This is a genomic window from Sorangium sp. So ce590 (genome assembly GCF_051521365.1).
In the GTDB taxonomy this organism is placed as follows: Bacteria; Myxococcota_A; Polyangia; order Polyangiales; family Polyangiaceae; genus Sorangium.
Genome location: NZ_CP150346.1, coordinates 10,693,804 through 10,719,373, shown reverse-complemented (window position 1 = coordinate 10,719,373; position 25,570 = coordinate 10,693,804). Strand labels below are relative to the sequence as shown.

Below are 25,570 nucleotides of genomic sequence, written 5' to 3'. Positions count from 1 at the left end.
TGTAGAAAATGCTACGAAAAGCGGAACAGCGGGGCCAACAATGTAGGATATTTCTGCACACTTACGGACATAACGCGCTCCGGCCACGGGGGTGGATGCCGCGGCTTCTGGGGAGGGCGAGTTCGCGCTAGGGTTCCGCCGGAGGAGCAGCGCGGAAGACGCGCTCCTTCGCGGCGCGACGACCTTGAGCACGCTGTTCCACGAGAAGCGCCTCGTCCCCCTCGAGCGGACGCGGCTCCTGAACTCCATCGTCGAGCGGGCGGCCGACCGGTCCGAGGGGCCTCCCGTGATCGTCTTCGATCTCGACGGCACCCTCATGGACAACCGGCCGCGGGTGGTCGCGATCCTCCACGAGCTCGCGGAGGAGTGGCGCCGCAAGCACCCGCACGCCGCCGCCCTCCTCGAGCACGCGGCGCCCGAGGGCATCGGGTACGGGTTCCAGGACAACCTGCGCCGGCTCGGCGTCGACGACGAGTCGCTCCATCTGCACGCCTTCGAGTTCTGGAAGGCCCGCTTCTTCAACGATCCGCACATCCGGCACGACGTCGAGGTGCCGGGCGCGAGCCAGTACGCGCGCGACTGCCACGCGGCGGGGGCGACGCTCGTGTACCTCACCGGGCGCGACCTCCCGAACATGGCGCTCGGCTCGTTCGCGAGCCTGCGCGACCTCGGCTTCCCCATCGGGGTCATCGGCACGGAGCTCGTCGTGAAGCCGAGGTTCGAGATGCCCGACACCGAGTTCAAGCGGAGCGTCGCCCCGCAGCTCTCCCGGCTCGGGCGCGTCATCGCGGTGTTCGACAACGAGGCGGCGAACTGCAACCTGCTCGTGGCCTGCCATCCCCGCTGCACCGCGGTCTTCGTGGACACGCAGTACGCGCCCGACCCGCCGCCGCTCGACCGGCGGGTGCAGGTGATCCACACCTTCGAGCGGGAGCCGTGATCAGCGCGCGCGTCGCCGCCGTCGGCCTGCTGCTCGCCGCCGCCGGGTGCGAGCCGTCGCGCCACCAGCCCGCCGATCTCGTGGAGGCCGGGGCGAGCCCGAACGCGAGGATCCTCCCCGCGCCGCTCGCGAACGAGACGCCGGACTTGCTCGACGCCTCGGCGGCCGAGGCGAGCGCGAAGCTCGTGTCGGACGACTACGGCCGGATCATCATGTCCGAGGCGAGCCAGCAGTCGCCGCTGCCGCTGCCGCTGCCGCCCGCGACCCCCCTGCCGGAGGACACGCTCTCGTCCCGCGAGCTCCCGGGCGTCACGCTCGCGGCGGCCTTCCGCTGGCGCGACGTGCCGCAGCCCCCCAAGGCGCCCGAGGTGGCTGCCGCCGGGATCCACGCGGCGCAGCGGCTCACCGAGCTGACGTGGAAGGTCGATCTCGCCGAGACGGGGCGCATGCGGGTCCAGTTCACGTCGCGGGCGCTCCCGTTGCCCTCCGGCTCGGAGCTCCGCGCCCGCCACGACGTCCACGGGGAGGTCCTGCTCTGGCCGGCCTTGACCCAGTACCGGGTCGTGCCGCCGGGGGCGCTCCGCACGCTGCTCGGCGAGCGGCGCGTCGACGTGACGCCGCTGTCGGCCGGCTCGGCGCGCCCGGTCGGTGAAGGCAAGCGGCTCGAGATCGACGTCCGCAAGATCGAGATGCACGCGAGCCTCGGCGCGCTGTACCTCGAGCTCGGCAGGGTGCCCGAGGCCGGCGAAGGGGGGCCCCTGCTCTGCCGGGCGCTGCTGGAGATCCTCGGCGTCGACCCGAAGTCGCCCGAGTGCGTGGCCGGCGAGGTGCCGCTCTACGCGAACTACGCCTGGCAGAGCGGCGGCGGCGTCGCGTTCGAGGTCACGTCGGTCGACCGGCGCACCGACCTGATCTCGACCGACATGCTCATGCCGCCCCCGGGCGCGGCGTACGCCGCCGCGGGGCTCCCGTCGGCGCAGGGCGGCGTCTTCCTGACGCGCGACGAGCTCGCGGCCATCCGGGAAGAGCCGCTCCCGCTGCCCGCGAGCGTCGACCCGGGCGCGCCCGGCGAGGGCTTCGTCGCGGTCAATCAGACCGACGCGCTGTTCTACCTGCTCGTCGACGGCATCCCCGCGGTCGCGGTGCCGCCGATGAGCGAGCGCTACGTCGCCGGGCCCCTGCGCGGGCGCTACGTCGTCCAGTGGCGCACGTTCCTCGGCGAGAGCATCGAGCCGCCGCAGACGGTCGAGATGCCGGCGCGCCTCGTGCGCAGCGGGGCCGACGCAGGCGCGGCGGAGGGCGACTGAGCGGACGCCGCTAGCTGCCGGTCGTCGTCTCGGGGCTCGACAGCAGCGCGGCGATGTCGTCCGGGATCCGCGTCAGCGTGAGGCTCGATCCGAGGCACGCGAGGAGGATGTCGCCGTCGCAGATCACCTCCTCGCCCCGGAGGACGCGGTAGCTGAAGCGCGCGGTCACCCTGTGGATCTCGCGGCAGGTCGTCTCGACCACGAGGTTGTCGCCGAACCGCGCCGCCTGGCGGTACTTGATCCGCAGCTCCGCGACAGCGAGGTGAAGGTCGCGCCGGACCATCTCCTCGTAGGAGATCCCGCGGCGCTGCAGCCAGTCGATGCGGCCAGCCTCCAGGTAGACGAGATAGTTCGCGTGGTGGACGATGCCCATCAGATCCGTCTCGCAGAAGCGGACGGCCAGCGGGGTGCGCGAGGTGAGGTGCGGGGGCGCATCGGGCGGAGGAAGCGGAGGAAGGGGCGGCATCGCGGGAGGCACCGAGATTAACCCACTTTCGACCGGGGCGGCGGAGCGGCCGCGCGACCTGGAACGCAAGGGATGGGGAACGGTCGGCGGCGCGCAGGTGACGAGGGACGCGCCTCGGCGCTGGTGGCGGGGGCGCCGCGATGCTAGCGGGCGCCATGGCGAACGTCCGGACGCTCCTGTCCGCCGAGCAGATCGGCGCCCGCGTGCGCGACCTCGGCGCCCAGATCACCAGCGACTACGCGGAGCGGCGGCTCGTGCTCGTCTCGGTGCTCAAGGGGAGCTTCGTGTTCACCGCCGACATCGCGCGCCACATCGACCTCCCGGTGCGCATCGAGTTCCTCGGCGTGCGCAGCTATGGCGAGGGCACGGCCTCCACCGGCGTCGTCCAGATCACGCAGGACCTGACGCGCCCGATCGAGGGCGAGGACATCCTCCTCATCGAGGACATCGTCGATACGGGCCTCACGATCTCGCACCTGCTCCAGCTCTTCCGCACGAGGATGCCGAACAGCGTGAAGGTCTGCGCGCTCCTGCACAAGCCGGCCCGCGCGCGGGTCGAGGTGCCGATCGACTACCTGGGCTTCACGATCGAGGACAAGTTCGTCGTCGGCTACGGGCTCGACTGGGCCGAGCGCTATCGAAACCTGCCGTTCATCGGCGTTGTGGAGGCGACGTGAGCAAGCGGCTGCTGATGCTCGAGAAGATGACCCAGGGCGGGTCGAAGGACCCGTTCCACTGGTACGCGCTCGCGCTGGAGTACGCGGGGCAGGGACGCCACGACGACGCGCTCGCGACGTTCGGCGCGCTCCGGGCGATCGACCCGAGCTACGTGCCGATGTACCTCATGTGCGGGACGATGCTGGTGAAGGCAGGCCGCCGCGACGAGGGGCGCTCCTGGCTGAGCGACGGCATCGGGGTCGCGCGCAGCAAGGGAGATCAGCACGCGCTGAGCGAGCTCCAGCAGGCGCTCGACGGCGACGACGACGCGTGACGCCATGAGGGCGGCGGCGCGCGCCGCGCCTCAGCCGCCCTCTCCCCCGCCCTCGCCGCGGATCCGGCGGAGGCGCTCGCCGATCGTCCGCTCGTAGCCGCGGTCGGTCGGCTCGTAGAACCGGCTGCCGGCGATCGGCTCGGGCAGGTACGCCTCGCCCACCGCGACGCCGCCCGGCTCGTCGTGCGCGTAACGGTAGCCCTCGCCGTAGCCCTCGTCGCGCATCAGCCGCGTGACGGCGTTGCGCAGCGTGAGCGGGACCGGCAGCGCGCCGTGCTCGCGTACGGCGGCCTGCGCCGACTGCCAGGCCGACTTGCACGCGTTCGATTTCGGGGCCGTGGCGAGGTACAGCGCCGCCTGCGTGAGCGGGTAGAGGCCCTCCGGCATCCCCATCCGCCGGAACGCGGCGTCCGCCGCGACGGCGAGCTCCAGGGCGCGCGGGTCGGCGTTGCCGATGTCCTCGGAGGCGAAGATCATCATCCGGCGCAGCAGGAAGAGCGGGTCGTCGCCGGCCTCGATCATGCGCATCAGCCAGTAGACGGCGGCGTCGGGATCGGAGCCGCGCATCGACTTGATGAAGGCGCTGATGACGTTGTAGTGCTCCTCGCCGGCCTTGTCGTAGAGCAGCGTCTTGTGCTCGCTCGCGCCGGCGATGAGCTCGCGCGTGATCGTGGCGGCGCCCGCGCGCACCGCCTCGTCCGCGGCGACCTCCAGCGTGGTGAGCGCCCTGCGCGCGTCGCCCTGCGCGAGCGCCGCGATCGCCGAGAGCGCGTCGTCGTCGGCCGCGACCGCGCCGGCGAGCCCGGTGGGCGCGTCGATGGCGCGGCGCAGGAGCTCGACGAGCTCCGGGGCCTCGAGGCCCTGGAGGCGGAAGACCTTGCAGCGGGAGAGGAGCGGCGCGTTCACCGCGAACGAAGGGTTCTCGGTGGTCGCCCCGATCAGGGTGATCGTCCCGTCCTCGACGTGCGGGAGGAACGCGTCCTGCTGGGCCTTGTTGAAGCGGTGGATCTCGTCGACGAACAGGATCGTGCGCTTGCCCTCGTACGAGCGCGCGGTGCGCGCCTGGGCGAGGATCTCGCGGAGCTCCGGCACGCCGCCCAGCACGGCGTTGAAGGGGACGAAGCGGGCGTTCGTCGTGTGCGCGACGACGCGCGCCAGCGTCGTCTTGCCGGCGCCCGGCGGGCCCCACAGGATCATCGAGGGGATCCGGTCGGCGGCGATCGCGCGCGCGAGCAGCTTGCCCTCGCCGAGGAGGTGGCCCTGGCCGATCATGTCCGCGAGCGAGCGCGGGCGCATGCGCTCGGCGAGGGGCACCGTGGCCCGGAGCTCCGGATCGCGCTGTCGGGCGGCGTCGAAGAGGGTCGGCTCCTCGCCCGCGGGCCGCCGCCGCGGGCCGCCGCCTCCCCCGCCGCGGGGCGCGCTCATTCGAAGGCCGACCGCGCGCGCGGGTTGGATGACCGTTCCGAGAGCAGGACCTCCACGGCGCGGCGCGCGCTCGCCGGATCGCGCCCGACCCAGCGCACCGTGCCCGCGCCGTCGACCACGAACGTGAGGGGGACCTGCGCGACGCCGTAGGTCCCGCTGAGCCGCTGATCGAGGTCCGCGACGATGGGGAACGTCGCGCCGAGCTCGTACGCGGCCGCCTCGGCGGCGGCCTCCGAGGCGTCGACGTTCACGCCGATCATCGCCACCCCGTCCGCCTTGCGGTCGCGCCAGAGCTCGTCGAGCGCCGGCATGGTCCGGCTGCACGACGCGCACCAGGACGCCCAGAAGTCGATCACGGTGACCCGCGTCCTCCGGGTGCCGGGCACGCCCACGGTGACCGCCGCCGTCGACTCCGCGTGGAACTCCGGCGCGGCGCTGCCCACGAGCGGGTGGCGCACCGAGGCAGGCATCGCGCCCGGCCCGCACCCGAGCACGAGCGGCGCGCAGGCCGCAGCGCTCGCGAGGGCGCCGATACGGACGGCCGCGCCGAGGCGCGACGGCGCGGGCCGCGCCGTCGCTGCGCGGACGCCGCCGCTGACCGAGGAGGGCTTGCTCGCCGCCTTCGCCTGCAACACGCGGGGAGCTTAACGTCCCGGCGCGCCTTGTCCGAGGGGCGCAGGAGGAAAAAGAGCGCGTGGTCGGCGGAATGAGGCCGCTGCGGCGGGCGCGGGGAACCAGCCCGGGGCCGGCATGCCGCGCCGGGGTTGCGCCGCGCGCGGCGCGCCGGCGCTATCCGCGGGCTCCGAAGATGGCGGTGCCGACGCGGACGAGCGTGGCGCCTTCGGCGATGGCTGCCTCGAAATCGTGCGACATGCCCATCGAGAGCTCGGGCAGCACGGCCTGGCCGCCGTGCGCGTCCCGCAGGGCGCGCAGCTGCGCGAAGAACGGGAGGACGTCGGCCGGGTCGTCGAGGAACGGCGCGATGGTCATGAGGCCGACCGGCCGGAGGTGCGCGCACCGGGCCACGGCGCCGACGAGCGGCGCGAGATCGCCGGGCGCACAGCCGCCCTTGGAGGCCTCGCCGCCGACGTTGACCTCGAGCAGGACGTCGAGCGTCCGGTTGAGCGCGGCCGCGCGCCTGTCGAGCTCGACGGCGAGGTCCTCGCGATCGACGGAGTGCACGACCTGCGCGACGCGCACGACGTGCTTCGCCTTGTTCCTCTGGAGCCGGCCGATAGCGTGCCACACGAGCCCGTCGAGGTCGGCGAGCGCCTCGGCTTTCTCGACGAGCTCCTGCGCGTAGCTCTCGCCGAAATCGCGCTGCCCGGCGGCGTAGGCGGCGCGGATGGCCTCCGCGGGTTTTCCCTTGGACACAGCGATGAGCCGGACCTCCTCGGGCCCCCGCCCGGCGCGCGCAGCGGCGCCTGCGATCCGGCGCCGTACCTCTTCGAGCCGCGGTGCGACGTTCTCCAGGTCTTCAGAAATCACGCCCCACGATACCGCGAGCTGCTGCTCGCGGACACGAGGGCGCGCCCTGCACCGGACACGGCAGCGCGGGCCGTGGCAGAGGCCGGCGCAAGGTGTCGGATCCACCCGCCCGGGCGGCGTGCCAGAGTGTGCCTGTGGACCGCGTCAATCACCCCCGGATCGCAGTACTTCCAGGGGGTTTCTCGTGGCACGTGAGTTGCTATACGCGTGCGTACCCGCCATGCGAAGCCTGCTGTTGTCTACCCTGCTCATCGCGGTTGGATGCACGTTCAACCCGCAGCCCGAACCGCCGTTCCAGGACCCCGATCCGCCGGGGTCTACCGTCACCGGAGCCGGCAGCACGGGTGCAGGTGGCAGTGACGCTGGCGCTGGGGCTGGCTTTCCCAACCCATCGGGCGCCGGAGGAGGGGGCGGCTCCAGCGCCGCGGGTACCACCACCGGCACGGGCACGGGCGGCTCTGGCGGCGCGGGCGGCGCGGGTGGCGCGGGCGGCGCTGGCGGCGAGGGCGGCACCGGTGGCGCGGGCGGCGGAGGCGGCGAGGACGGCACCGGTGGCGCGGGCGGCGGAGGCGGCGAGGACGGCACCGGTGGCGCGGGTGGCGGAGGCGGCGAGGACGGCACCGGTGGCGCGGGTGGCGGAGGCGGCGAGGACGGCACCGGTGGCGCGGGCGGCGAGCCCTGCGGCGAAGGGGGCGCTGGAGGTGTGAACTGCGGCTGAGCTAGCGCGCCGCCCGACCTTGACGGCGGCGCCAGCCGGGTGGCAGGCGGCGAGCGACAGCAGACGGCTGATCGCGCTCGACGCCGCGCTCCCGCGGACGAGGGCGCTGCGCAAGCGGCAGGGGACTGCGCAGGGTGCTATGAGGAGAGAGCTTATGCGCAAGCTTGTCGTCCTTTTGTTCGGGGTGGTGCTCGCGGGCTGTGGCTTCAACCCGCAGCCCGAGCCTCCCCTCTCGGGTATCGGGTGCGCGGACTGCGATGACCTCGGCGCGACCGGGGCCGGAGGGGGACGCGCCGAAGACGACCCCCATGATGATGGCGACGGGGGCGGTCTGAGCGCCGGCGAGGCCGGCTCGGGCAACGCCGGTTCAACCGGTGCCGCTGGCACGGGTGCATCCGGCACCGGCGGCGCGACCAACTCGGGCGGCCACGCCGGCGCGGGTGCCGGAGACGGCGCGGGCGGCGGAGGCGGCGCGGATGGCGAAGCCGGCGCGGGTGGCGCGGGCGGCGAAGGCGGCGAAGGCGGCGCGGATGGCGAAGCCGGCGCGGGTGGCGGAGGCGGCGCCGGTGGCGAAGCCGGCGCCGGTGGCGCGCTTGGCCAGGGCGGCGCGTGAGGCGACGGATGGGCCAGGCGCCACGACGTCGAGCGCTCGACGCAGCCTCGTAGCCTGGCGGCGGCGCTGAGCTCCGAGGTACGCCCGGCAGCGGGCTCTTGAAACGTTCTCCCCGCGCCCTCAGCCGCCACCGCACGCCGTCAGCTTCGCCCTGCGACGCCGCGAGCGCGTGGCGGCTCGACGCCGCGAGCGCGCGGCTCAGATCCCAGGTCGCCGTGGCCGCGTGTACTCGTCGAGCATGTTCGCGACGAGCTCGGCGAGGAGGCTGTCCGCCACGCGAAGGCGGCGCGACATCTCGCGCGCAATGTTCAGCACCAGGAGGGTGTACGACTTGAGATCGCGCCGGTAGAGCGCGTCGAGATCGTGAGCGGTGATGCGCATCAAGCGCGACGGGGCGATGGCTCGCACGGTCGCCGAGCGCGGCATCACGTCGAGGATCGACATCTCGCCGAACCAGTCGCTCGGCCCCAGGACCGCGATCCGCGACTCGACGTCGCGCTTCGACCGCTTGAGCACTTCCATCTCCCCCGCGAGCAGCACGAACATCTCGCGGCCGCTGTCGCCCTCGCGAAAGGCGACGGCCCCCGGCTGCAGCTCGAGCAGCTCCAGCGAGTCGGCGAGTCCATGGAGGACGTGATCGCCGAGGCCGCCGAACAGGCCGATCTCGCGCAGCTGCGCGATCAAGTCAGCGCTGTGGTTCACGGGGTTGCACCGAGGGCGACCGCGGCGGCCGACCCGACAACGCCCACCAACACCTCGCGAACATGCTCGCCTACTCGCATCGCTCCACCTCGCGGCCCCGAGCCGATGTACCCACCGAGAGCGTACGCCGCAACATGAGGACGTCAACGCTAGCGCTCGCGACGCCCTGCCGGCTCGCCGGCCGTCTCGTCGCCGCGGGATGCGCCCCCCCGAGCCCCGTCCCCTCGGTCACGTCGCCACGTCGCTCCGAGCCGTGCGCCCGTCTCGCGGCCGCGCTGCCGCCGGGCGCACCTGGCGCGAGCCGCGCTAGAGATCCTTGGTGAACACGATCCGCGGGCGCCCAGGCCCGGCGTAGTCCTCGACCTCGGCCGCCGACCAGCCGACCGCCGCGTGGAAGCGCACGGAGCCCTCGTTGCCCAGGGTCGTGATCGCCTTGAGCTGCCGGCAACCCTCGCGGCGGCAGTCCTCCTCGAACGCTGCGTAGAGCATCCTGCCGACGCCGCGGCGGCGGTAGTCGGGATGAATGCCGACGAGGTGCACGTACCCGATCGCCGCGTCCGGACACCTGAACCCGAGCAGGAAGCCGACAAGCAACCCGTGATCCTCGACGACGCGGGCGAGCCGCCCGAGCTCGTAGAAGTAGATCGGGTGCGCGAGCGCGCTGGTTGGGCCTGCCCACCACCGATCGATCTCGCCCACGATCCGGTCGTAGTCGGGCTTCGTCAGCGGCCGTGTCTCCATGCATCACCTCACTCGAACGGTTCGGGATCCAGCCTTCGATCTGCAGCGTCGCCGCGGATGGCACGAACATCTCGCGCAGACCTGCGCAGCCTAGCAGCCGCGCCGGCCTCCTCGTAAGCACGCTCGTGATGCCCCGCTAGCCGCCGCGCGTCACGCCTGCTAGCGCTACACCGTGCGTCACGACAAAATCATCGTCGCTCCGTCGATCCTGTCGGCTGACTTCGGTCGTCTCGCGGAGGAAGTGCGAGCCGCCGAGGCCGCCGGCGCCGACTGGATTCACGTCGATGTGATGGATGGCCGGTTTGTGCCAAATATTACGATCGGACCGCTCATCGTTCGCGCGGTCCGCGCCGCGACGCGTCTTCCTCTCGACGTGCACCTGATGATCGTCGAGCCCGAGCGCTACGTGGACGAGTTCGCGGCCGCCGGCGCCGACCGGATCTCGGTCCACGTGGAGGCGTCGCCGCACCTGCACCGGACGATCCAGCAGATCCGGGACGCGGGAGCGCGCCCCGGCGTCGTGCTGAACCCCCACACCTCGGAAGAGTCGATCCGGTACGTGCTGCCCGACCTGGATCTGGTGCTGGTGATGAGCGTCAACCCCGGGTTCGGTGGCCAGCGGTTCATCCCGGCCACGCTCCCCAAGCTGCGGAGCCTGCGTCAGGCGATCGATCAGGCGGGCCTGGACATCGCGCTCGAGGTCGACGGCGGCATCGCGCCGTCGACGTCCGGGCAGGTCATCGCCGCCGGGGCGACGGCGCTCGTCGCCGGCTCGGCCGTGTTCGGCGCCGCGGCGCCGGGCGAGGAGCTGTCGTTCGACGCGCGTGTGGCGCGGTATGCGGAGGCGATCCGGGCGATCCGCGCGCCCGCCGGGGAGCAGCTTTGACCCGGCGCAACGCCCCCGCGGCGAGCGCTGCGCGCTGCGCGACGGCGAGGGCCGCGGCGTGCGGCGCGGCGGCGCTCGTCGGGACGGCCGTGCTGGCCGGCTGCGCGCAGCCGGCTGCGCCTGCAGCGCCGCCACGAGCGCAGGTCCCGGACGCGGCGCGCCCCGCGGGATCGGCCGCGCTCCCGCCGGCCGAGGGCGCCAATCCGGTCGGCGAGGGCGAGCTCGACGACGATGCGGCCCGGCTGACCAAGGAGGAGATCGCGCGCGTGCTCGCCCGCCTGGCGAAGGCGCGCGGCCTGCCGGTGCTCCGCGAGGTGCGGAGCCGCGTGCTCACCCGCGGCGAGATCCTGGCGCGGGTGCGCGCGCACGTGGAGCGCGAGATCCCCGAGGGCGTGCTGGATCATCAGCGCGAGGTGCTCGCGGCGCTCGAGCTCATCCCGGCCGACTACGACTTCACCGCCGGGATGTACCGCCTGCTCGAGGGACGCATCGCGGGCTTCTACGAGCCGGACGACGCGACGATGTACCTCGTCGACGATCTCAGCGAGACCGAGGCCGAGGAGACGCTGGCGCATGAGCTCGTCCACGCGCTCCAGGACCAGAGCTTCTCGCTGGGGAAGCTGCTCCAGTTCAGGCCCGGCGACAGCGATCGCCTGGCGGCCACGCACGCGCTCATCGAGGGCGAGGCGATGAGCGCGATGTTCGATGTGCTGGTCGGCTCGGCGTTCCAGATGGACGAGTCGACGCTCCGGAAGCTCGTGGCGATGTCGACGGCGCTGTCGTCCGTGGGCGATACGCCGCTCGTGCTGCAGGAGTCGCTGGGCGCGCCGTACACAGACGGCTTCGCGTTCGTGCAGGCGCTGCGCAGGGACGGCGGCTGGGCCTCGGTGGACGCGGTCTGGCGCGCGCTGCCGGAGACGACCGAGCAGCTGCTGCACCCCGAGAAGCTCGCCGCGCGCGAGCCCGCCGTCGAGGTGGCGGTCCCGACCGCCGCGGCGCTCGGTCCAGGGTACCGCGTCGTGTTCGACGACGTGATGGGCGAGCAGGCGCTGCGCATCGCGTTCGCGGCGTACGCGCACCGCGAGGCGGCCATCGGCGCGGCGGCCGGGTGGGGCGGGGACCGGGTTGCGGTGGTGCAGCGGGACGATCCGCAGGACCCGACGCGGCGCGCGTTCGCGCTCGCGTGGCGGATGCGGTTCGACAGCGCGGGCGACGCGGCCGAGGCGCGGAAGGTGCTCGAGCGCCGCTTCGGGAAGACGTGCCAGCAGCGCGCGTCGCTCGGGCCGATCGCGTGGACGGCGCGCGGGGGCGACGTGGCGGTCGTCGCGGGGCCGTACGAGCGGCGCGGGGGAGGGGAGGCCAGCGCGGTGGGGACGTGCGCGGGGGCGAAGACGTGGCTGGCGGAGGTGATGAAGGGCGAGGTTGGGGGGAAGGCGACGGGGGGAGCGGGGGCGGAGAGCCGGGGACGGAAGTAGCCGCTCTGCTCACGCGTGGGGGCTGGGCAACGTCGAGCGGTGCCCCGGTACGTCCGTTGCGCCGCACAGGCCCGGAGGTCGACGGCGCTGCAGAGAGCGCGCGTTCGGCCGCATCGGCGACGGCTGCGCCGGCGCCACGCTCACGGCCGAGCGCGTGAGAGCCGTTTGTGGAGCACATCGTACGCGAACGCCAGGATCACCGCTCCCGCAAGCGCGGGGAGCACCGGAATCCCGCCGGCTGACGGCCCGACAGGCCCGAACAACAGGCTGCCGAGCCAGCTCCCGAGCAGCCCCGCCACGATCGCGCCAAGCCACCCATAGGGCAGCTCGCCGGGCACGAGCCGATCGGCTACCCAGCCGACGATGCCGGCGACGACGAGCGTCACCGCCATCCCGAGCAGGCCGAATGTCACCCAGATCCCCGCCATGAGCAGCGCGAGGAGCAACAGACCGACAACGAGAGCAGGCATCGCTGAACCTCCTTGGATTTCCCCATCGACCGGATTTCGACGAGGCTGGCCCGCGCTCACGCGAGCGTCCGTCGGGGAGCTGAGCAAGCACCACGCCCACCTGCGGCCCGCCTATCGCAGCGCCCAGAAGGCGCATCCGCGCCCGTCGAGCTCGTCGCTGCACGGCGGTCCGTCGAGCGGATCGGGGGTGGCGGCTCGCAGAGCGTCGGGAACTTTCCCCAGGCGTTCAGCCATGTCGGGCTCATCGCCAGCGGCGTGAGCCTCGCGCGTGCGCTCGGCCAGCGCGCGCGAGAACAGGAGAGCGGATGACCCCGCCGCGTGAGCCACCACATCACGTCTCATCTCGCCTCCTCGCAGGAAACGTCCGCGCCGCTCGCCCGGCGATCCCGGAGCGGACGACATTCACCTCGGAGAGGTGTTGCTCCCGCTCGCCCCGCTCGGTCAGAGAAGATCGTGGCGATGACGAAGCCGCGTGGCGCTTCACGTCCCCAGGGAAGACTGCTACGGTCGCGCCATCGCGCGGTAAAGAGCAGCGCGGACCGGGGGCCGCATGAAGTTCTTTCACGCAGCGGACATCCATCTCGATAGCCCCCTGCGGGGCCTCGATCGGTACGACGGGGCGCCGGTGGACAAGCTTCGCGGGGCGACGCGGCGCGCGCTCGAGAACCTCGTGGCGCAGTGCATCGAGGAAAAGGTGGCCTTCCTGCTCATCGCCGGCGATCTCTACGACGGCGACTGGACCGATTACAACACGGGGCTCTTCTTCGCGAAGCAGATGTCACGCCTGCGCGAAGCGGGTATCCGGGTGTTCATCGTGCGTGGCAATCACGACGCGCGGAGCAAGATCCTGCGGTTGCCGGAGGGCGTGCGCGAGCTGTCGGCGAAGAAGCCGGAGACGATCACGCTAGATGATCTCGGCGTGGCCGTGCACGGTCGGAGCTACGAGAAGGCCGATACCACGGAGGACCTCTCCGTCGCCTATCCCGCGCCGCGGGAGGGGTATTTCAACGTGGGCTTGCTGCATACGTGCGCGAGCGGTCGCGAAGGGCATCAATCGTATGCCCCGTGCTCGGTGAGCGACCTCGTGGCGAGGAGATACGATTACTGGGCGCTCGGGCATGTGCACGCGCGCGAGGTGCTCCACGAGTCGCCGTGGATCGTGTTCCCCGGGAACCTGCAGGGCAGGCATGCGCGCGAGACGGGGAAGAAGGGCGCGACGCTGGTGACCGTGGACGAGGGGCGGATCGTGGGGGTCGAGCCCCGGACCCTGGACGCGCTGCGCTGGGTGCGGTGCGCGGTGGACGCGCGCATGGCGTCGTCGGTCGATGATGTGATCGAGCTGTGCCGCGAGGCCCTGGCGCGCGAGGCGGACGCGGCGGAGGAGAGGATCGTGGCCGCGCGGATCGAGGTGACGGGGGCGACGCGGGCGCACGGGGCGCTCTCGCGCGAGCCCGAGAAGTACCGGAGCGAGGTGCGCAGCGCGGCGAGCGACGCGGGCGAGATCTGGGTCGAGAAGATCAGCTTCCGCACCCGGAACCCGCTCGATGCGGAAGCGAGCCTCGGCGATGAGGCCGTGGGCGGGCTTTACCGGCAGCTCCGCACCCTCTGCGAGGACGACGCCGAGATCGACAGGCTGCTGAGCGGGCTCGAGCCCTTGCGCAAGAAGCTGCCGGCGGAGCTCGACCACCTCGAAGGCGGAGGGAAGCTCGATCGGACGGCGCTCCGGCAGCTCGTCCGGGAGCTGCCCGATACCCTGCTGCCGCTGCTCTTCGCAGGTGAGGACGCGTCGTGAAGATCCTCTCGCTCGATCTCCTGAGGTACGGGCCTTTCACCGGGCTGTCGCTGGATTTCTCGGCGAAGCCGCGCGCGCTGCACGTGATCTTCGGGTCGAACGCGGTCGGCAAGAGCACGACGCTGCGGGCGGTGCTGGGGTTTCTCTTCGAAATGCCCAAGGACACCCAGGACGCGCACGATCGAGACTACAAGAAGCTCCGGGTGGGCGCGCTCCTCGCGGCCGAGGACGGGCGGACCTTGCAGCTCGTCCGGCGCAAGGGGCTCAAGCAGACGTTGCTGGATCCCGCCGAGCAGCCGGTGGACGAGGGGCAGCTGCAGGCGTTGCTCGGCGGGGTGACGGAGGAGCAGTACAAGGTGATGTTCGGCCTCTCCCACGGGGCGCTCGTGGACGGCGGCGAGGCGCTGCTCAAGGGAGGCGGCGATCTCGGAGAGAGCCTGTTCGCGGCCGGGCTCGGGGGCACGCGCGTGCACGCGGTGCTGGAGAAGCTCGACGCGCAGGCGGACGAGATCTTCACGCCGCTCGGGAAGCACAAGAAGAAGCTCAACGCCGCGCTCGAGAGCCACAAGAGCGCGAAGAAGGGAGCCGCGGATCGGTCCCAGCCGGCCAAGGAGTGGGAGCAGCTCCAGAAGGATCTCGCAGGTGGGCAGGCGCGCGCCGCGACCCTGGCCAGGGAGCTCTCCGATCTCCAGGCGAGGCACAGGCATCTGTCGCGCACGGCGCAGGCGCTGGTGCCCATCGCGGAGCGGGACAGGATCCTCGGGATGCTGAAGGAGCATGAGGGCGCGGTGTTCTTGCCCGAGACGGCGCCCGAGGCGCGGCGGAAGGCCGAGAGCACGCTCGCGGAGACGGAGCCGCGCGAGGAGCGGCTCGGCCGCGAGATCGCGGATCTGACCGCGCAGATGGACCGGTTGCCGGTGCCGGAGGCGCTGCTCGCGCAGGGGGCGTCGATCACGGCGATCCAGGACGGGCTCGGCAACCACAAGAAGGCGGCGGGGGTGGATTTGCCTCGGCTCCGCGGCGAGCTGCGCCAGATCGAAGACACCATCGAGTCGCTCCTCGGACGGCTCGGGCGGCGCGTGCCCGTGGAGGAGGTGGGGAGCCTCGCTGTTCCGTCGAGCATGGAGGCGCGGGTCCGGGCGCTGCTCAAGCAGCGCATCGGGCTCGAGCGCGACCTCGCCGGGGCGGCGAAGGGGCTCTCCGAGGCGGAGGACAAGCTCGGGGGCGAGCGGAGCAAGCTCGCGGCCCTGCGCGCTCCGGTGGATGTGACGGCGCTCGTGCGCACGCACGAGATCGCGCAGCGAGACGGGGATCTGGAGAAGGTCCTCGGTGAGCTGCGCGGCGAGGCGACGGCGATGGCGGCGCGGCTTGAAGCCGGGCTCTCGGCGCTCGGGGTGGCGCGGCTCTCGCTCGAGAAGGTGGGCGCGCTGCCGGTGCCGATCCCCGAGACGGTGGAGAGGTTTGCTCGTGACTTCGCCGCTCGGGACACCGAGCGGAAGTCGCTCGCTCACTCGCTGGCAGAGCGCAAGGAGCGCTTCGGGGAGCTGGAGCGCGAGATCGAGGCGTTGCGGCGCGGCGAGGAGGTGCCCATGGAGGGGGACCTGGTGACGGCGCGGCGCGAGCGCGAGGGGCACTGGAAGCGGGTGCGGCAGGCGTGGCTGGGGGAGCCGGCGGAGGAGGGGGCGGCCGGGGCGGGGCTCTCGGCGAGCGAGATCGCGCATCATCACGAGGCGAGCGTGCGGCGGGCGGATGAGCTGTCGGATCGGCTCAGGAGAGAGGCGGATCGGGTGGCGAAGTTCGCGACGCTCTCGGCCGATCGCGATCGGGCGGCGCGCGGCATCGAGGAGTCCGTGACCGCGGCGGAGCGGGCACGGACGACGGAGGAAGAGGAGCAGAGGCAGTGGCAAGCCGCCTGGCTGGCGGCGGGGATCGCGCCGCGCTCTCCGGGGGAGATGCTGGCCTTCCTGGGGCGCTACCAGAAGCTCGTGGAGGACAAGGCGAGGCTCGAGGAGGTGCGGCGGCGGGAGCAGGCCCAGAGGGAGCGCATCGAGGGGCATCGGGAGGCGCTCGCTGCGGCGCTGGAGGCGCTCGGCGTGGCAGCTGGGCCGCGGGACGGGTTGCTCGCGCTCGTCGCGCATGCGCGTGAGGTGGTGGAGCGGGAGGGGAAAGCGCAGCGGGAGCGGGAAGCGGTCGTGAAAGAGGTGCGCCGGGGGGAGGTCGAGCTCGAGGGGCTCTCCGGCGCGCTCGCGCGGCTGCAGCGGGAACAGGCGGCGTGGGCCGAGCAGTGGTCGGCGGTGATGCTGGCGCTCGAGGTGTCGGCCGCGACCGGGATCGAGGAAGCCGAGGAGGTGCTGAAGCTGCGCGCGGAGCTCGCCCGACAGGGGGAGGGGGCCCGGGACCGGCGGCGGCGCATCGCGGGGATCGAGCGCGATGCGGCCGATTTCAAGGTGCAGGTCGAGGGGCTGGCGCGGCTCACGGCGCCGGATCTCGCGGGCATTCCGCTGGAGCAGGCGGCGGCGGCGCTGCTGGAGCGGTCCAAGGATGGGGAGACGAACCGGCAGCTCAAGCAGGCGCTCGAGAAGGAGTCCAAGGAGAAGCAGCAGGACCTGCTCGCCACGCGGGAGAAACGGCGAGGGGCGGAGCGCGCGCTCAAGCAGCTCATGGAGGAAGCCCGGGCCCAGGACGTGTCCGAGCTCGTCGTCGCGGAGGATCGATCGGCCGTGGCGCGGAAGCTCCGGCAAGATCGGGAGATCGTCGAGACGCGGCTCTCGACGATCGGCGAGGGGCTCAGCGTGGAGGCGCTCCTGGAGGCGTGCCGCGGGACGAACGCGGATGCGCTTGCGCAGGATCGGGTGGACGTGGAGCGGCAGATCGCGGACCTGGATCAGGAGCGGACGCGGGTGAACGAGGAGGTGGGGCAGCTCCGGCAGCGGCTGCTCTCGATGGATGGGAGCGACCTGGCGGCGGAGGAGCTGACGCGGGCGGAGCAGCACCTGGCGTCGATCAGCGCGCTGGTCGACGACTATGCGCGGGCGAAGCTCGCGGCGGACCTGCTACGGCGGGCGATGGAGCAATACCGCGAGAAGAACCAGGGGCCGCTGGTACGGCGGGCGAGCGAGCTGTTCGCGAGGCTATCGCTGGGTACGTTCTCGGGGCTGCGGGGGGATCACGACGATCACGATCGGCCCGTGCTCCGGTGCGTGCCGAGGGCCGGGGATCCGGTGGAGGTGAGGGCGCTGTCCGACGGGACGCGCGATCAGCTCTTCCTGGCGCTCCGGGTGGCGAGCCTGGAGCAGTACTTCACGAGGAGCGAGCCATTGCCGCTGGTGCTCGACGACGTGCTCATCCATTTCGACGACGCGCGCGCGCGCGCCGCGCTCGAGGTCCTCGGGGAGCTGTCGCAGCGGACGCAGATCCTCTTCTTCACCCATCACGCGCGGCTCGTCGAGCTGGCCGAGGCGACGTTGCCGGCGAGCGCGCTCTGCAGGCATGACCTCGATGATCTCGTGGCGAGGGCGGCGGTGAACGTCACGGGGCCATGATGGATCCCGATCGACGCCGCGGCGCTCGCGCTGCGCTGCGCTGCGCCCCAGAATTCGCGCAGCCTCCACGGCGCCGAGGAGGTCGAGCTCGTGCTCTCGCTCGCCTACCCGGCGGCGAGGATCGTGCTCACGGAGAAGCTGGCGCCCTAGCCTGGCCCGGCCGGCGCTCTGGCGCGAGATGGGCGCGAGATAGGCAACGGCCGGCACGGCGGCGTTGACAGGCGGCGCCAGAGGAGGCACAAAAGTAAGTCGTTCTGAGTATTTGGAGGAGTGGCCGAGCGGTCGAAGGCAGCGGTTTTGAAAACCGCCGTTGGGGCAACTCAACCAGGGGTTCGAATCCCTTCTCCTCCGCTGGTTTCTGCAAGGATGTCGGGTAGTTCACGCGGTCCAGGACGTGGACGGGGGTGGACAGGCGCGGACAGGTCTGGACGCAGGTTCTGGCAAATTTCTGGCACGGCAGGTTCCTGGTCCCGGGCTTAGACGTGAGATGGCTCGCGATGTTTGCGTCCAGGGATAGGCCTCGTCAAGGCGTCAAGCAGCGCGGGCTTGCCGCCGTCGTCCGTGATGACGGTCCGCGTCGTTGTCGGTCGAGTCGTTGCCCACGGATGCGAAGCCGAGCCGTCTATGCTCGAACAGAACCTGCACCGTCTCGCGCCGCTCGATGCCGTTGCCGTCAGCGCCGAAGAGGGCCGCGACGAGGTAACGCCGCTCGTAGGCGCCTATGCGGCTGCTCGGGCACATGCGCGCGCCAGCGCCGAGGAGGGTGCCGCGCCGCTTCTGCTGCTGCGTGCCGCCCTCGAGCGCCCAGCCGACGACGTCTTCGTCGATCACCTTCTCGAGCTGGCTCGCGAGCTGCTGTCCGCGGTCGGTGAGGCGCAGGCCGAGGCCCAAGCTCGCGAGCGAGGTGCGGTAGAGGCGCAGCGCGCCGTTCGACACCTGGTTCTTGAGGACACGCGTCGGCAGCTCCCACAGCCCCGCGCCCCTGCGCTCGGAGACGAAGCGGCGACCGCGCCGACGGCCGATGTAGCCGCACGTGAGAGGATCGTCCTCGTGCTGCAGACCCTCGCAGAGGACGAGGAGGCGCTCTAGGCGGAGTACGCGCTCGAGGTGCGCGCGCGGCGACGCATCGGCCTGCGCGCGCGAGAGAGCCCAGCAGAGGAAGGTATAGTAGCGGGCTCGCGAGGTGAAGACATTGAGACCCGGCAAGGGCCGATCGGCTTGCACCATGGCGTGCGCTTGCAGGCCCCGAGGGTCACGGCTCGAAGGGGGTGCGTCGAGGCGCACGAGCCAGGACGGGAGAAACGGGGCGATGGATTCGTCCAGCATCCGGGATGGGCGAAGCTAATATGAACACCCTCTCCCCGCGTCGAGCAGGGGCGCGGGAGTGGGCGTGTCGAGCGCTGATGGCGTCGGTGCACGTTCTGCCTCACACCCCGTCCAGGAGCCCATCCACCACCGCCTCCGGCACCCACTTGCTCCACCCCACCGCGATGACATCATCCCCCAGCCGCACCGCGCCCGGCACATCCGCCGACGTCACCAGGATCGCCTTCGGCCACCCACGCAGATCCCCAGCGTATTCCCATCGATACACGATGGCCTCGTGAAAGCCCTGGAGGATGTAGCTCGAATCTTCGGTCAGCTTTATCTCGACCACCGCGGCCCGCCGCCGTCCATCCTTGTCGACGACCACGGTGATGTCAGGCCGCAGGCGTCCGGCACGCCCGCCCATGTAGTGCCTCGCCCCTTGATCACGCGGGCCTGGGTCGAGGTGACATTGATTGTAGTAGACCCGCACGCGCGCGCCGTCGCCTCGCTCGAACGACGCCACTTCGTCGCGCTTCGCATGCACCAGGGACCGATGGAACTCAAAGCGCTCGCCCTTCGGCCCCTGCGCCGCCTCAAGCTTGTTCCAGAGCGCCTGCAGGAGCCGAATCACCACCGCAATCTCGAAGCGCGTGTGCTCCTCGATGGGCGTCAGCGCGCCCTCGGCGAGCATGGCGGCGATGGCAGTCGCGTCGGTCGCGTCGAGGCCATTCCGCAGCGCCTTGTGCCACGCGAGCGCCGCGCCATAGCCGCGGTGCACCGCTGCCTGCGCGCCGAGCTCGTGCTGCGGCGTGATGGGCTCCGAGGGCACCTCACGCAGCGCGGTCGTGTTCAAGATCCGCCTCAGCTCGCCCTCGGCTCCCTGCGCGTCGGCGCCCCACCCGTGCTTCGCTAGCACCTGCGCCTTGCGCAGGTCGACCAGGAGCCGGAGCAACCGCTCGGCCACCGCGCGAACGAGGATGTTCTCGGGCAGGGCGAAGCTCGGATCCCGCGCCTGCGTCACGTAGCGCGAGCGATCTCCGCTGGCCTGTTGATAGGAAGTCCGCCGGACGTCGAGCCGGCCCCGAAAACCGCCTCGCCAGTCGCGCGTCGTGACGTCGACCCGGGAAGGCAGGTTCCGCGCGAGGTCGGGCAAGAGCTGCATGGCGAAAGCGCGCAGCTCGGCGATCCGCGGCGCCAGCGTGCCCGCGGCGCGGAGCAAGGCGAGCTCATGGTTCCTTCCCGTGAGCCGCGCGAGGAATCGCGCCGCCTCCTCGACCGTGATGGCCTCGACCCGCGAGCTCGGCAAGAGGTAGCCCGGGAAATGGGCGCGGACGAACGCTTCCCAGGCTCCGTTGCTCATGGCTCGCCGAAGGTCTGGTGCGGAAAGAGCTCCTCATAACGACGCCGCAGTCGGGCCGCTGCCTCCGACGACGTCCAGCCCGTGAGGCTCGAGAGAAGGACCCGGAGGACCTTCGCCGCCGGTTCCTGCGGTAAACCCTCGAGCTGCGGCAAGAGATACATGGCCATGGCCTCTGCGAGCCCATCTCCAGAGGCCTGTCGGCGCCGCATGTAGTGCACCATGTCGAGCGCCACGGCGGGGCCGATCGCGCGGTGGGCGAGCAGGCCCGATGCGCTGAATAGCCGCGTTAGCTGCCCGAGGGCGCCCTCGGGCAGCGGCGGCGCGACGCCCTCGCGGCGCGCGTGCGCCTCGAGCAGGCGCGCATAGGTCGCCTCGTCGGGGGCGTCGACGTGGATCATCGCGAAGCGCCGCTGCACCGCGTATGACAGGCGGAAGAGCGAGGTCTTGTCCCAGGTGTTCATGGTGGCGATCACCCGGAATGTCGGCGACACGCGATAGATGTGGGACTCGCTTGACCCGATCGATATGGTTCTGCCGTCCTCGTGAAGGAGGGCGGTGTCGATGGCGTGCCCCGACAGGACCGTCATCAGCTCACCGAAGGCGCGGTCGACATCGGCCCGGTTCAGCTCGTCGATCACGAGCCACTGATATCGCTCGACGGCGCGGAGGAACACCCCCGGCCGGAAGGTCAATGTGTTGTTCTGCTGCAGCGCATAGCCGCCGATCGTGTCGAACGTGGTCCAATCGGCCGACGCCGTGGCCACGAAGGCGCCCGTGCAATAGCCGTCGTTCGCGGCGGCTTTCACGAGCGACTGGGCGAGCTGCGTCTTGCCCGTGCCGGGTGGGCCGACGAAGAGCAGGTGCTTGCCCGCCGAGAGGGCAGCGCAGGCCTGGGCGAGCAGGCCGGCCGGAAGCTCGAGCGTGGAGGCGAAGGGACCGGCGAGCTCGGTCGTCAGATCGAGGGTTTCATCAAACCAGGCCGAGGGCGCCGTGCTCGCATGCGGATCGGGCAGCGGGGGCGTGGTCGTCCCTGGCGCGGTCACCAGGTCTTCGTCCACGTCGCCTCCGGTCACGACGCTGTCGCCGAGGATGCTGCGATCGGCGAGCAGCTCGTCCAGCCGCCCCCGAATGCGGGCCTCTTCTGCCGCGTGATCGGCGAGAATCTGGCGGCCGAGATCCGTCAGCGCGTCGCCGTCGCCCTGACGCTCCGTAGCCCCGAGCGACAGGAGCCAGTTTCGGCGGAAGGATACCTGGTTGTCCGTTCTCCAGTCCTTGTCGAGGAGCGCCGTCAAGAGGTTCCTCGCGCTGGTCGTGTCCATCCGACCCAGGGTCTTCGCGATGATGAGAATTTCCAGAAATCCGGTGTACGTCGCGTGAAGGCGCTCGAAGAGAGCCCGTGGCTGCGGGTCCTCCAGATACGACTCCCCTTCGGGCGTGAGCTCGAGGCGGTCGTCGGAGAGCCTTACGACGCCAAGGTAGAGGAGCAGATTGATGTAGCCTCGCCGCGCCGCCTCCCCCGTGGCTTCGTACCGATCGCGCAGCAGCGCGAAGAACTCCGCCTCCGGCAGCCGGCGGTCGCGCAGCTCCGAGAGGAGCGTGTCGAGCGTCTGCTTGTAGTGTCGAACCCCTCCCGGCAGCGGCCAGATTCCATCGCGCCGCGCGTCGTCGGGTGGCCTGCGCGCGGGCTCGACGACCTCCGCGACGGCCGGGTCTGCGGCGGGCTTGCCCTGGCGCTCGCCGTGCGCGGCGGCAAGCGCGGCGAGGTCGAACGGAGGGTTGCCTTCGATGCCTTCCTCGCCGTCGCGGAGGAAGAAGGGCAGCTTGAGCAAGGCGAGGTGCGCGAGCCGTCGAAAGCCCTCCTCGGGCGAGGGCAGGACCTCGCCGCCGGGCAGGCGAATGGAGAATACCTCCATGTTCCAGGGCGATACGAGGGGCAATCCGGCGCGCTCGACGGCGGCCTTCAAGGGCAGGCTCCTCTGGCGGAATTTCTCCTCGAAGTCCTCGTCCTTTCGCCGCCAGGTCGCGAACAAGGCGGGAACGGGCACGACCTCGCCGTTCAGCCGATCGCGCAGCCGGAGCGCCACCGTGGTCCACACGATCTCGCGGTTGGTCGACACGACGTTGATCTTGATGCCCACGAGGTGCCGGTAAGCGCCCTTCGTCTGCCACCAGGCCGCGCTGAAGAGCAGCTCGGTGCTGCCGCCCGGCCAGGTGCACCTCAGGCGCACGGCGCGCGGCAAGGGCCCGTCGGCGTCTTGGTCGAGCCCCTCCAGCCCTCGCGCCGGCCACGGCGCGGAGGGGAGGCGTTCGACTGCAATGTGAACCGGCGCTCCCTCGACGGTGAGATCCATCGGCGCGGCGGCGTCGAGGAGAGATCGCAGCGCGCGCAGGGCGATGCGGTTGGCATCGGGGCGGTCGGTCGTCGCCTCGGTCGGCGCGCGCGCCGTCCCGGAGGCTGCCAAAGGTTCTGAGGAGCTCATCGCTCGTTTGCTCCTGGCCGGAAGGGGTGCACGCGGGCGTCGGCGCGTATCGAGAGCGGGGGCACGATGGAAGGATCTACACAGATCCGGGGTTGCTGTCAGGGTGGCCCCGCCGCCCCCGCGCGCGGAGACCACCGCGCCGCGCTCACGCCCGCGCCCAGGGCCGCGAGCGCCGACGCGGCGAGCATCGTCCCCCGGAACGCCGCGCCGAGCGCGCCGCTCTCCGCCGCCTCGACCGGCTCCCCACCGCCGAGCGCGGCGAACATCGCCCCGGAGGCCGCCACGCCGCACAGCATTCCCACGTTGCGCGCCTCGGCGAGCAGACCCGCGGCGGTGCCCTGCTGATCGCGCGGCGCCGCGCCCAGGATGCGGCTGTTGTTCGGCGCGGTGAACAGCCCCGAGCCGAGCCCCACCAGCCCGAGCGCGGCGAGCAGGCTCACGCGCTCGGGCCGGGGGCCGAGCAGGGCCACGCACGCGAGGCCCACGGCGAGCGCCGTCATGCCCGCGAGCGCCGGTCCGCGCGTGCCGATGCGGTCCGAGAGCCAGCCGCTCGTGGCGGTGATCACCGCCATCACCGCGGGCTGCACCGTCATCACCAGGCCCGCCTCCGCGGCGCGCATCGCGAGCTGACCCTGCAAGTAGAACGGCAGGAGGAACAGCATCACATACACCGCTGCGTACTGGAGAAAGGCGGCGACGAGCCCGCGCACGAGCGCTGGCTGCGCGAGGAGGGCGCCCGAGATCAGCGGTGCGGGGCTGCGCCTCTCCACCCGCACGAACGCCGCGGCGAGCACCGCGCCCAGGGCGAGGAGGCTGACGACCCTGGGGCTCTGAAAGCCCCAGCGCTGGCCGCGCGTGAGGGCGACGAGGAGCACGGCGATCGCCGGGCCGAAGAGGAGCGCGCTCGCCCACGGGAAAGGCCGCCCGCGCGCGTCGAGCGCGGGCCGAGCCGACGCCGCGCCCGTGGCCGCAATCGACGCTGAGCCCGCGCCGCGGCCGACATCCCCGATGCCCAGCGTCGCGCCGGCCGGTCCGCTCCACACGAGCGACCGGGCGAGGTGCCCTCCCGCAAGGGCGATCGGCAGGTTGACCCAGAAGGCCGCATGCCATCCGGCGTTCTGCGCGAGCCAGCCGCCGATCGACGGTCCAAGGGAGAGCCCCAGGTACGTCGCCGTCGCCTGCAAACCGAGCGCGCGGCCGCGCTGCGCGGGCGGGAACGCGGCGGTGGTGAGCGCCGGGCCGTTCGCCATCAGCATGGCGGCCCCCGCGCCCTGGAGGGCGCGCGCGGCGACGAGCGACCCGAGCGTGGGCGCGAGCGCAGAGAGCGCCGAGCCCACGCCGAAGACGCCGAACCCCACGGTGTACACGCGCCCCTTGCCGTGACGATCGCCGAGGCGGCCGAACGGCAAGAGCAGCGCGCTCACGGAGAGCGAGTAGGCCGCGAGCACCCAGCTCGCGGCGCCGATGTCGACCCCGAGGTCCCGGCGGACGAGCGGCACCGCGACGTTGATCAGGCTGCTGCCGAGCGCGGACATCCACGTGCCGACGGCGACCACGCCGAGCACGGCGTAGGGCCTGGCCGCGCGGGAGCTCAACGGGGCGCGCCGCGGTGGACCTGGGGCGCGCCGCGGTGCAGATAACGAGGCTCCCCCTGCGCCGAGGCAGCCGAGGCGGCGCGGAGCCGGGCCTCCTCGACGACCCCGTGCGCCGGCGAAAGCGAGCAGGCCGGGTCCGTCGCGGCGGCGTCCCCGGTGAGGTGGTAGGCCTGGCAGCGGCAGCCCCCGAAATCGACCTCGCGGCGGTCGCAGCCCCGGCACGACGGCGCCATCCACGCATCGCCGCGGAAGCGGTTCATGCTCGGCGCCTCGCGCCAGATCCAGCCGAGCGACCGCTCGCGCACGGTCTCGAAGCGCAGCCCCGGGATCGTGTGCGCCGCATGGCAAGGCAGCACCAGGCCGTCCGGCGCAATATGCAGGTAACGGCGCGCCCAGCCGTCCATGCAGGCCCGCGGCCATGCGGCGTAGTAGTCCGGCGTGACGAAGACCATCTCCATCCGGCCGAGCAGCCGTTCGCGCGCCGCCGAGGCGACGGCGAACGCGCGCTCGAGCTGATCCCGCGTCGGCAGGAGCACCTCGCGGTTCGCGAGCGCCCAGCCGAGGTACTGCGTATTGGCGAGCTCGAGCCGGTCGGCCCCGAGCCGCTCGGCGAGCGCGACGATCGCCGGGACGTGCTCGATGTTCTCCCGGTGCAGCACAACGTTCACCGTGAGCGGCAAGCCCTCGGCCTTGACCCACCCGGCCACCGCGAGCTTGGGGTCGAAGGCCGCGTACCCGGCGATGCGGTCAGCGCGCTCCGCGTCGGCGTCCTGGACGCTGAGCTGCACGTTGTCGAGCCCCGCCGCGCGCAGCGCCGCGAGGCGCTCGCGCGCGAGCGGGACCCCGGAGGTGATGAGGTTCGTGTACAGCCCGGCGCCGCGCGCCCCGCGGACGAGCGCCTCGAGGTCGCGCCGGGCGAGCGGCTCGCCGCCCGTGAGGTGGAGCTGCATCACCCCGAGCTCGGCGGCCTCGGCGAAGACGCGACACCACGTCTCCGTCGAGAGCTCGCCGGCGGCGCCCGAGAGCTCCATCGGGTTCGAGCAGTACGGACAGCGCAGCGGACAGCGGTGGGTGAGCTCCGCGATCAGCGTATAGGGGCGGTGCAACGCGGCGTCTCCCGCCGCACCGCCCAACGCGGCGTCTCCCGCCGCACCGCCCAACGCGGCGTCTCCCGCCGCGCCGCCCTCAGGAGCGGACACGGCCTCTGCCCCTGGCAGCGCGCCGCGCGCGGCGGCGTCCTCGACGACGGTCCGCGCGGCGTCTCGCTCCTC

The 25,570-nt window shown here is 72.2% G+C and carries 22 protein-coding genes and 1 tRNA gene; 11 read left to right on the top strand and 12 right to left on the bottom strand.

Translation table 11 applies throughout. From position 1 onward, the window contains the following. The first annotated feature begins 184 nt into the window (after positions 1-184). Together WMF28_RS40710 and WMF28_RS40705 are read left to right on the top strand one after the other, a co-directional pair. Positions 185-940, top strand: coding sequence for an HAD family hydrolase (locus WMF28_RS40710; protein ID WP_437599107.1), 756 nt, complete (start codon positions 185-187; stop codon positions 938-940). Continuing rightward, positions 937-2,247 (top strand): hypothetical protein, encoded by a 1,311-nt coding sequence (locus WMF28_RS40705; RefSeq protein ID WP_437599106.1) that lies wholly within the window; start codon positions 937-939, stop codon positions 2,245-2,247. The genes WMF28_RS40710 and WMF28_RS40705 overlap by 4 nt, the downstream gene beginning before the upstream one ends. A 10-nt stretch (positions 2,248-2,257) precedes the next feature. Here the strand turns inward: WMF28_RS40705 and WMF28_RS40700 are convergent, their stop codons facing one another. Next, the gene (locus WMF28_RS40700) at positions 2,258-2,713 is read right to left on the bottom strand and encodes an acyl-CoA thioesterase (protein WP_437599105.1); all 456 of its coding nucleotides are present in this window, start codon (positions 2,711-2,713) and stop codon (positions 2,258-2,260) included. Positions 2,714-2,868: 155 nt separating this feature from the next. Between WMF28_RS40700 and hpt the strand changes: the two genes are divergently transcribed. Continuing rightward, complete coding sequence (gene hpt, locus WMF28_RS40695; protein ID WP_437599104.1) at positions 2,869-3,390, top strand: hypoxanthine phosphoribosyltransferase; 522 nt, start codon at positions 2,869-2,871, stop codon at positions 3,388-3,390. After that, positions 3,387-3,704, top strand: a complete 318-nt coding sequence (locus WMF28_RS40690) for a tetratricopeptide repeat protein (protein WP_437599103.1) — start codon at positions 3,387-3,389, stop codon at positions 3,702-3,704. Before hpt ends, WMF28_RS40690 begins: the two co-directional genes overlap by 4 nt. A gap of 30 nt (positions 3,705-3,734) precedes the next feature. Here the strand turns inward: WMF28_RS40690 and WMF28_RS40685 are convergent, their stop codons facing one another. The 3 genes from WMF28_RS40685 to WMF28_RS40675 form a co-directional block, all read right to left on the bottom strand. Next, positions 3,735-5,129, bottom strand: coding sequence for a replication-associated recombination protein A (locus tag WMF28_RS40685; protein WP_437599101.1), 1,395 nt, complete (start codon positions 5,127-5,129; stop codon positions 3,735-3,737). Then, a complete protein-coding gene (locus WMF28_RS40680; protein WP_437599100.1) occupies positions 5,126-5,764 on the bottom strand; it encodes a TlpA family protein disulfide reductase in 639 nt (212 codons plus the stop codon). Before WMF28_RS40680 ends, WMF28_RS40685 begins: the two co-directional genes overlap by 4 nt. A 154-nt stretch (positions 5,765-5,918) precedes the next feature. Then, on the bottom strand, positions 5,919-6,617 hold the full coding sequence (locus WMF28_RS40675) for a YggS family pyridoxal phosphate-dependent enzyme (RefSeq protein ID WP_437599099.1): 699 nt from the start codon (positions 6,615-6,617) through the stop codon (positions 5,919-5,921). A 220-nt stretch (positions 6,618-6,837) separates the two neighbouring features. Here WMF28_RS40675 and WMF28_RS40670 point away from each other — a divergent pair, with 220 nt between their 5' ends. Further along, positions 6,838-7,335: a hypothetical protein gene (locus WMF28_RS40670; protein ID WP_437599097.1), complete on the top strand. Its 498-nt coding sequence runs from the start codon at positions 6,838-6,840 to the stop codon at positions 7,333-7,335. Between the two features lie 154 nt (positions 7,336-7,489). Then, on the top strand, positions 7,490-7,948 hold the full coding sequence (locus tag WMF28_RS40665; protein ID WP_437599095.1) for a hypothetical protein: 459 nt from the start codon (positions 7,490-7,492) through the stop codon (positions 7,946-7,948). A 198-nt stretch (positions 7,949-8,146) separates the two neighbouring features. Here WMF28_RS40665 and WMF28_RS40660 read toward each other — a convergent pair whose 3' ends face one another. Together WMF28_RS40660 and WMF28_RS40655 are read right to left on the bottom strand one after the other, a co-directional pair. Further along, positions 8,147-8,650: a cyclic nucleotide-binding domain-containing protein gene (locus WMF28_RS40660; RefSeq protein WP_437599094.1), complete on the bottom strand. Its 504-nt coding sequence runs from the start codon at positions 8,648-8,650 to the stop codon at positions 8,147-8,149. Positions 8,651-8,956: 306 nt separating this feature from the next. Continuing rightward, on the bottom strand, positions 8,957-9,391 hold the full coding sequence (locus WMF28_RS40655) for an N-acetyltransferase family protein (protein ID WP_437576618.1): 435 nt from the start codon (positions 9,389-9,391) through the stop codon (positions 8,957-8,959). Positions 9,392-9,563: 172 nt separating this feature from the next. On the opposite strand from WMF28_RS40655, the gene rpe reads away from it, so the two are divergent. Further along, positions 9,564-10,277: a ribulose-phosphate 3-epimerase gene (gene rpe, locus WMF28_RS40650; protein ID WP_437599093.1), complete on the top strand. Its 714-nt coding sequence runs from the start codon at positions 9,564-9,566 to the stop codon at positions 10,275-10,277. Beyond that, entirely contained in the window at positions 10,274-11,752 is a 1,479-nt protein-coding gene (locus WMF28_RS40645) for a hypothetical protein (protein WP_437599092.1), read from the top strand. Before rpe ends, WMF28_RS40645 begins: the two co-directional genes overlap by 4 nt. A 140-nt stretch (positions 11,753-11,892) precedes the next feature. Here the strand turns inward: WMF28_RS40645 and WMF28_RS40640 are convergent, their stop codons facing one another. After that, complete coding sequence (locus WMF28_RS40640) at positions 11,893-12,222, bottom strand: GlsB/YeaQ/YmgE family stress response membrane protein (RefSeq protein WP_437599091.1); 330 nt, start codon at positions 12,220-12,222, stop codon at positions 11,893-11,895. A gap of 550 nt (positions 12,223-12,772) precedes the next feature. Between WMF28_RS40640 and WMF28_RS40635 the strand changes: the two genes are divergently transcribed. The 3 genes from WMF28_RS40635 (at position 12,773) to WMF28_RS40625 (ending at position 17,907) form a co-directional block, all read left to right on the top strand. Further along, the gene (locus WMF28_RS40635; protein ID WP_437599089.1) at positions 12,773-14,014 is read left to right on the top strand and encodes a metallophosphoesterase family protein; all 1,242 of its coding nucleotides are present in this window, start codon (positions 12,773-12,775) and stop codon (positions 14,012-14,014) included. Beyond that, a complete protein-coding gene (locus tag WMF28_RS40630) occupies positions 14,011-17,556 on the top strand; it encodes an AAA family ATPase (RefSeq protein WP_437599088.1) in 3,546 nt (1,181 codons plus the stop codon). Before WMF28_RS40635 ends, WMF28_RS40630 begins: the two co-directional genes overlap by 4 nt. Positions 17,557-17,820: 264 nt before the next feature. Continuing rightward, positions 17,821-17,907 (top strand) — tRNA-Ser (locus WMF28_RS40625). A 180-nt stretch (positions 17,908-18,087) separates the two neighbouring features. Here WMF28_RS40625 and WMF28_RS40620 read toward each other — a convergent pair. From WMF28_RS40620 to pqqE, 5 genes are all read right to left on the bottom strand, one after another. Next, positions 18,088-18,882, bottom strand: a complete 795-nt coding sequence (locus WMF28_RS40620; RefSeq protein ID WP_437599087.1) for a hypothetical protein — start codon at positions 18,880-18,882, stop codon at positions 18,088-18,090. 100 nt (positions 18,883-18,982) lie between these two features. After that, entirely contained in the window at positions 18,983-20,224 is a 1,242-nt protein-coding gene (locus tag WMF28_RS40615; protein ID WP_437599086.1) for a hypothetical protein, read from the bottom strand. Beyond that, on the bottom strand, positions 20,221-22,704 hold the full coding sequence (locus WMF28_RS40610; protein WP_437599085.1) for an AAA family ATPase: 2,484 nt from the start codon (positions 22,702-22,704) through the stop codon (positions 20,221-20,223). The genes WMF28_RS40615 and WMF28_RS40610 overlap by 4 nt, the downstream gene beginning before the upstream one ends. A 98-nt stretch (positions 22,705-22,802) precedes the next feature. Then, positions 22,803-24,299: an MFS transporter gene (locus tag WMF28_RS40605; RefSeq protein WP_437599083.1), complete on the bottom strand. Its 1,497-nt coding sequence runs from the start codon at positions 24,297-24,299 to the stop codon at positions 22,803-22,805. After that, positions 24,296-25,405 carry a pyrroloquinoline quinone biosynthesis protein PqqE gene (gene pqqE, locus WMF28_RS40600; RefSeq protein WP_437604363.1) on the bottom strand — a complete coding sequence of 370 codons (1,110 nt, stop codon included), beginning with the start codon at positions 25,403-25,405 and terminating at the stop codon, positions 24,296-24,298. Before pqqE ends, WMF28_RS40605 begins: the two co-directional genes overlap by 4 nt. Between the last annotated feature and the right edge of the window lie 165 nt (positions 25,406-25,570).

What these genes read in the sequence shown, in the direction of transcription:
- WMF28_RS40700 (WP_437599105.1), bottom strand. Translation starts at nt 2,713, where the DNA reads ATGCCGCCCCTTCCTCCGCTTCCTCCGCCCGATGCGCCCCCGCACCTC.
- hpt (WP_437599104.1), top strand. Translation starts at nt 2,869, where the DNA reads ATGGCGAACGTCCGGACGCTCCTGTCCGCCGAGCAGATCGGCGCCCGC.
- WMF28_RS40685 (WP_437599101.1), bottom strand. Translation starts at nt 5,129, where the DNA reads ATGAGCGCGCCCCGCGGCGGGGGAGGCGGCGGCCCGCGGCGGCGGCCC.
- WMF28_RS40670 (WP_437599097.1), top strand. Translation starts at nt 6,838, where the DNA reads ATGCGAAGCCTGCTGTTGTCTACCCTGCTCATCGCGGTTGGATGCACG.
- WMF28_RS40665 (WP_437599095.1), top strand. Translation starts at nt 7,490, where the DNA reads ATGCGCAAGCTTGTCGTCCTTTTGTTCGGGGTGGTGCTCGCGGGCTGT.
- WMF28_RS40655 (WP_437576618.1), bottom strand. Translation starts at nt 9,391, where the DNA reads ATGGAGACACGGCCGCTGACGAAGCCCGACTACGACCGGATCGTGGGC.
- WMF28_RS40640 (WP_437599091.1), bottom strand. Translation starts at nt 12,222, where the DNA reads ATGCCTGCTCTCGTTGTCGGTCTGTTGCTCCTCGCGCTGCTCATGGCG.
- WMF28_RS40635 (WP_437599089.1), top strand. Translation starts at nt 12,773, where the DNA reads ATGAAGTTCTTTCACGCAGCGGACATCCATCTCGATAGCCCCCTGCGG.
- WMF28_RS40620 (WP_437599087.1), bottom strand. Translation starts at nt 18,882, where the DNA reads ATGCTGGACGAATCCATCGCCCCGTTTCTCCCGTCCTGGCTCGTGCGC.
- WMF28_RS40615 (WP_437599086.1), bottom strand. Translation starts at nt 20,224, where the DNA reads ATGAGCAACGGAGCCTGGGAAGCGTTCGTCCGCGCCCATTTCCCGGGC.
- WMF28_RS40610 (WP_437599085.1), bottom strand. Translation starts at nt 22,704, where the DNA reads ATGAGCTCCTCAGAACCTTTGGCAGCCTCCGGGACGGCGCGCGCGCCG.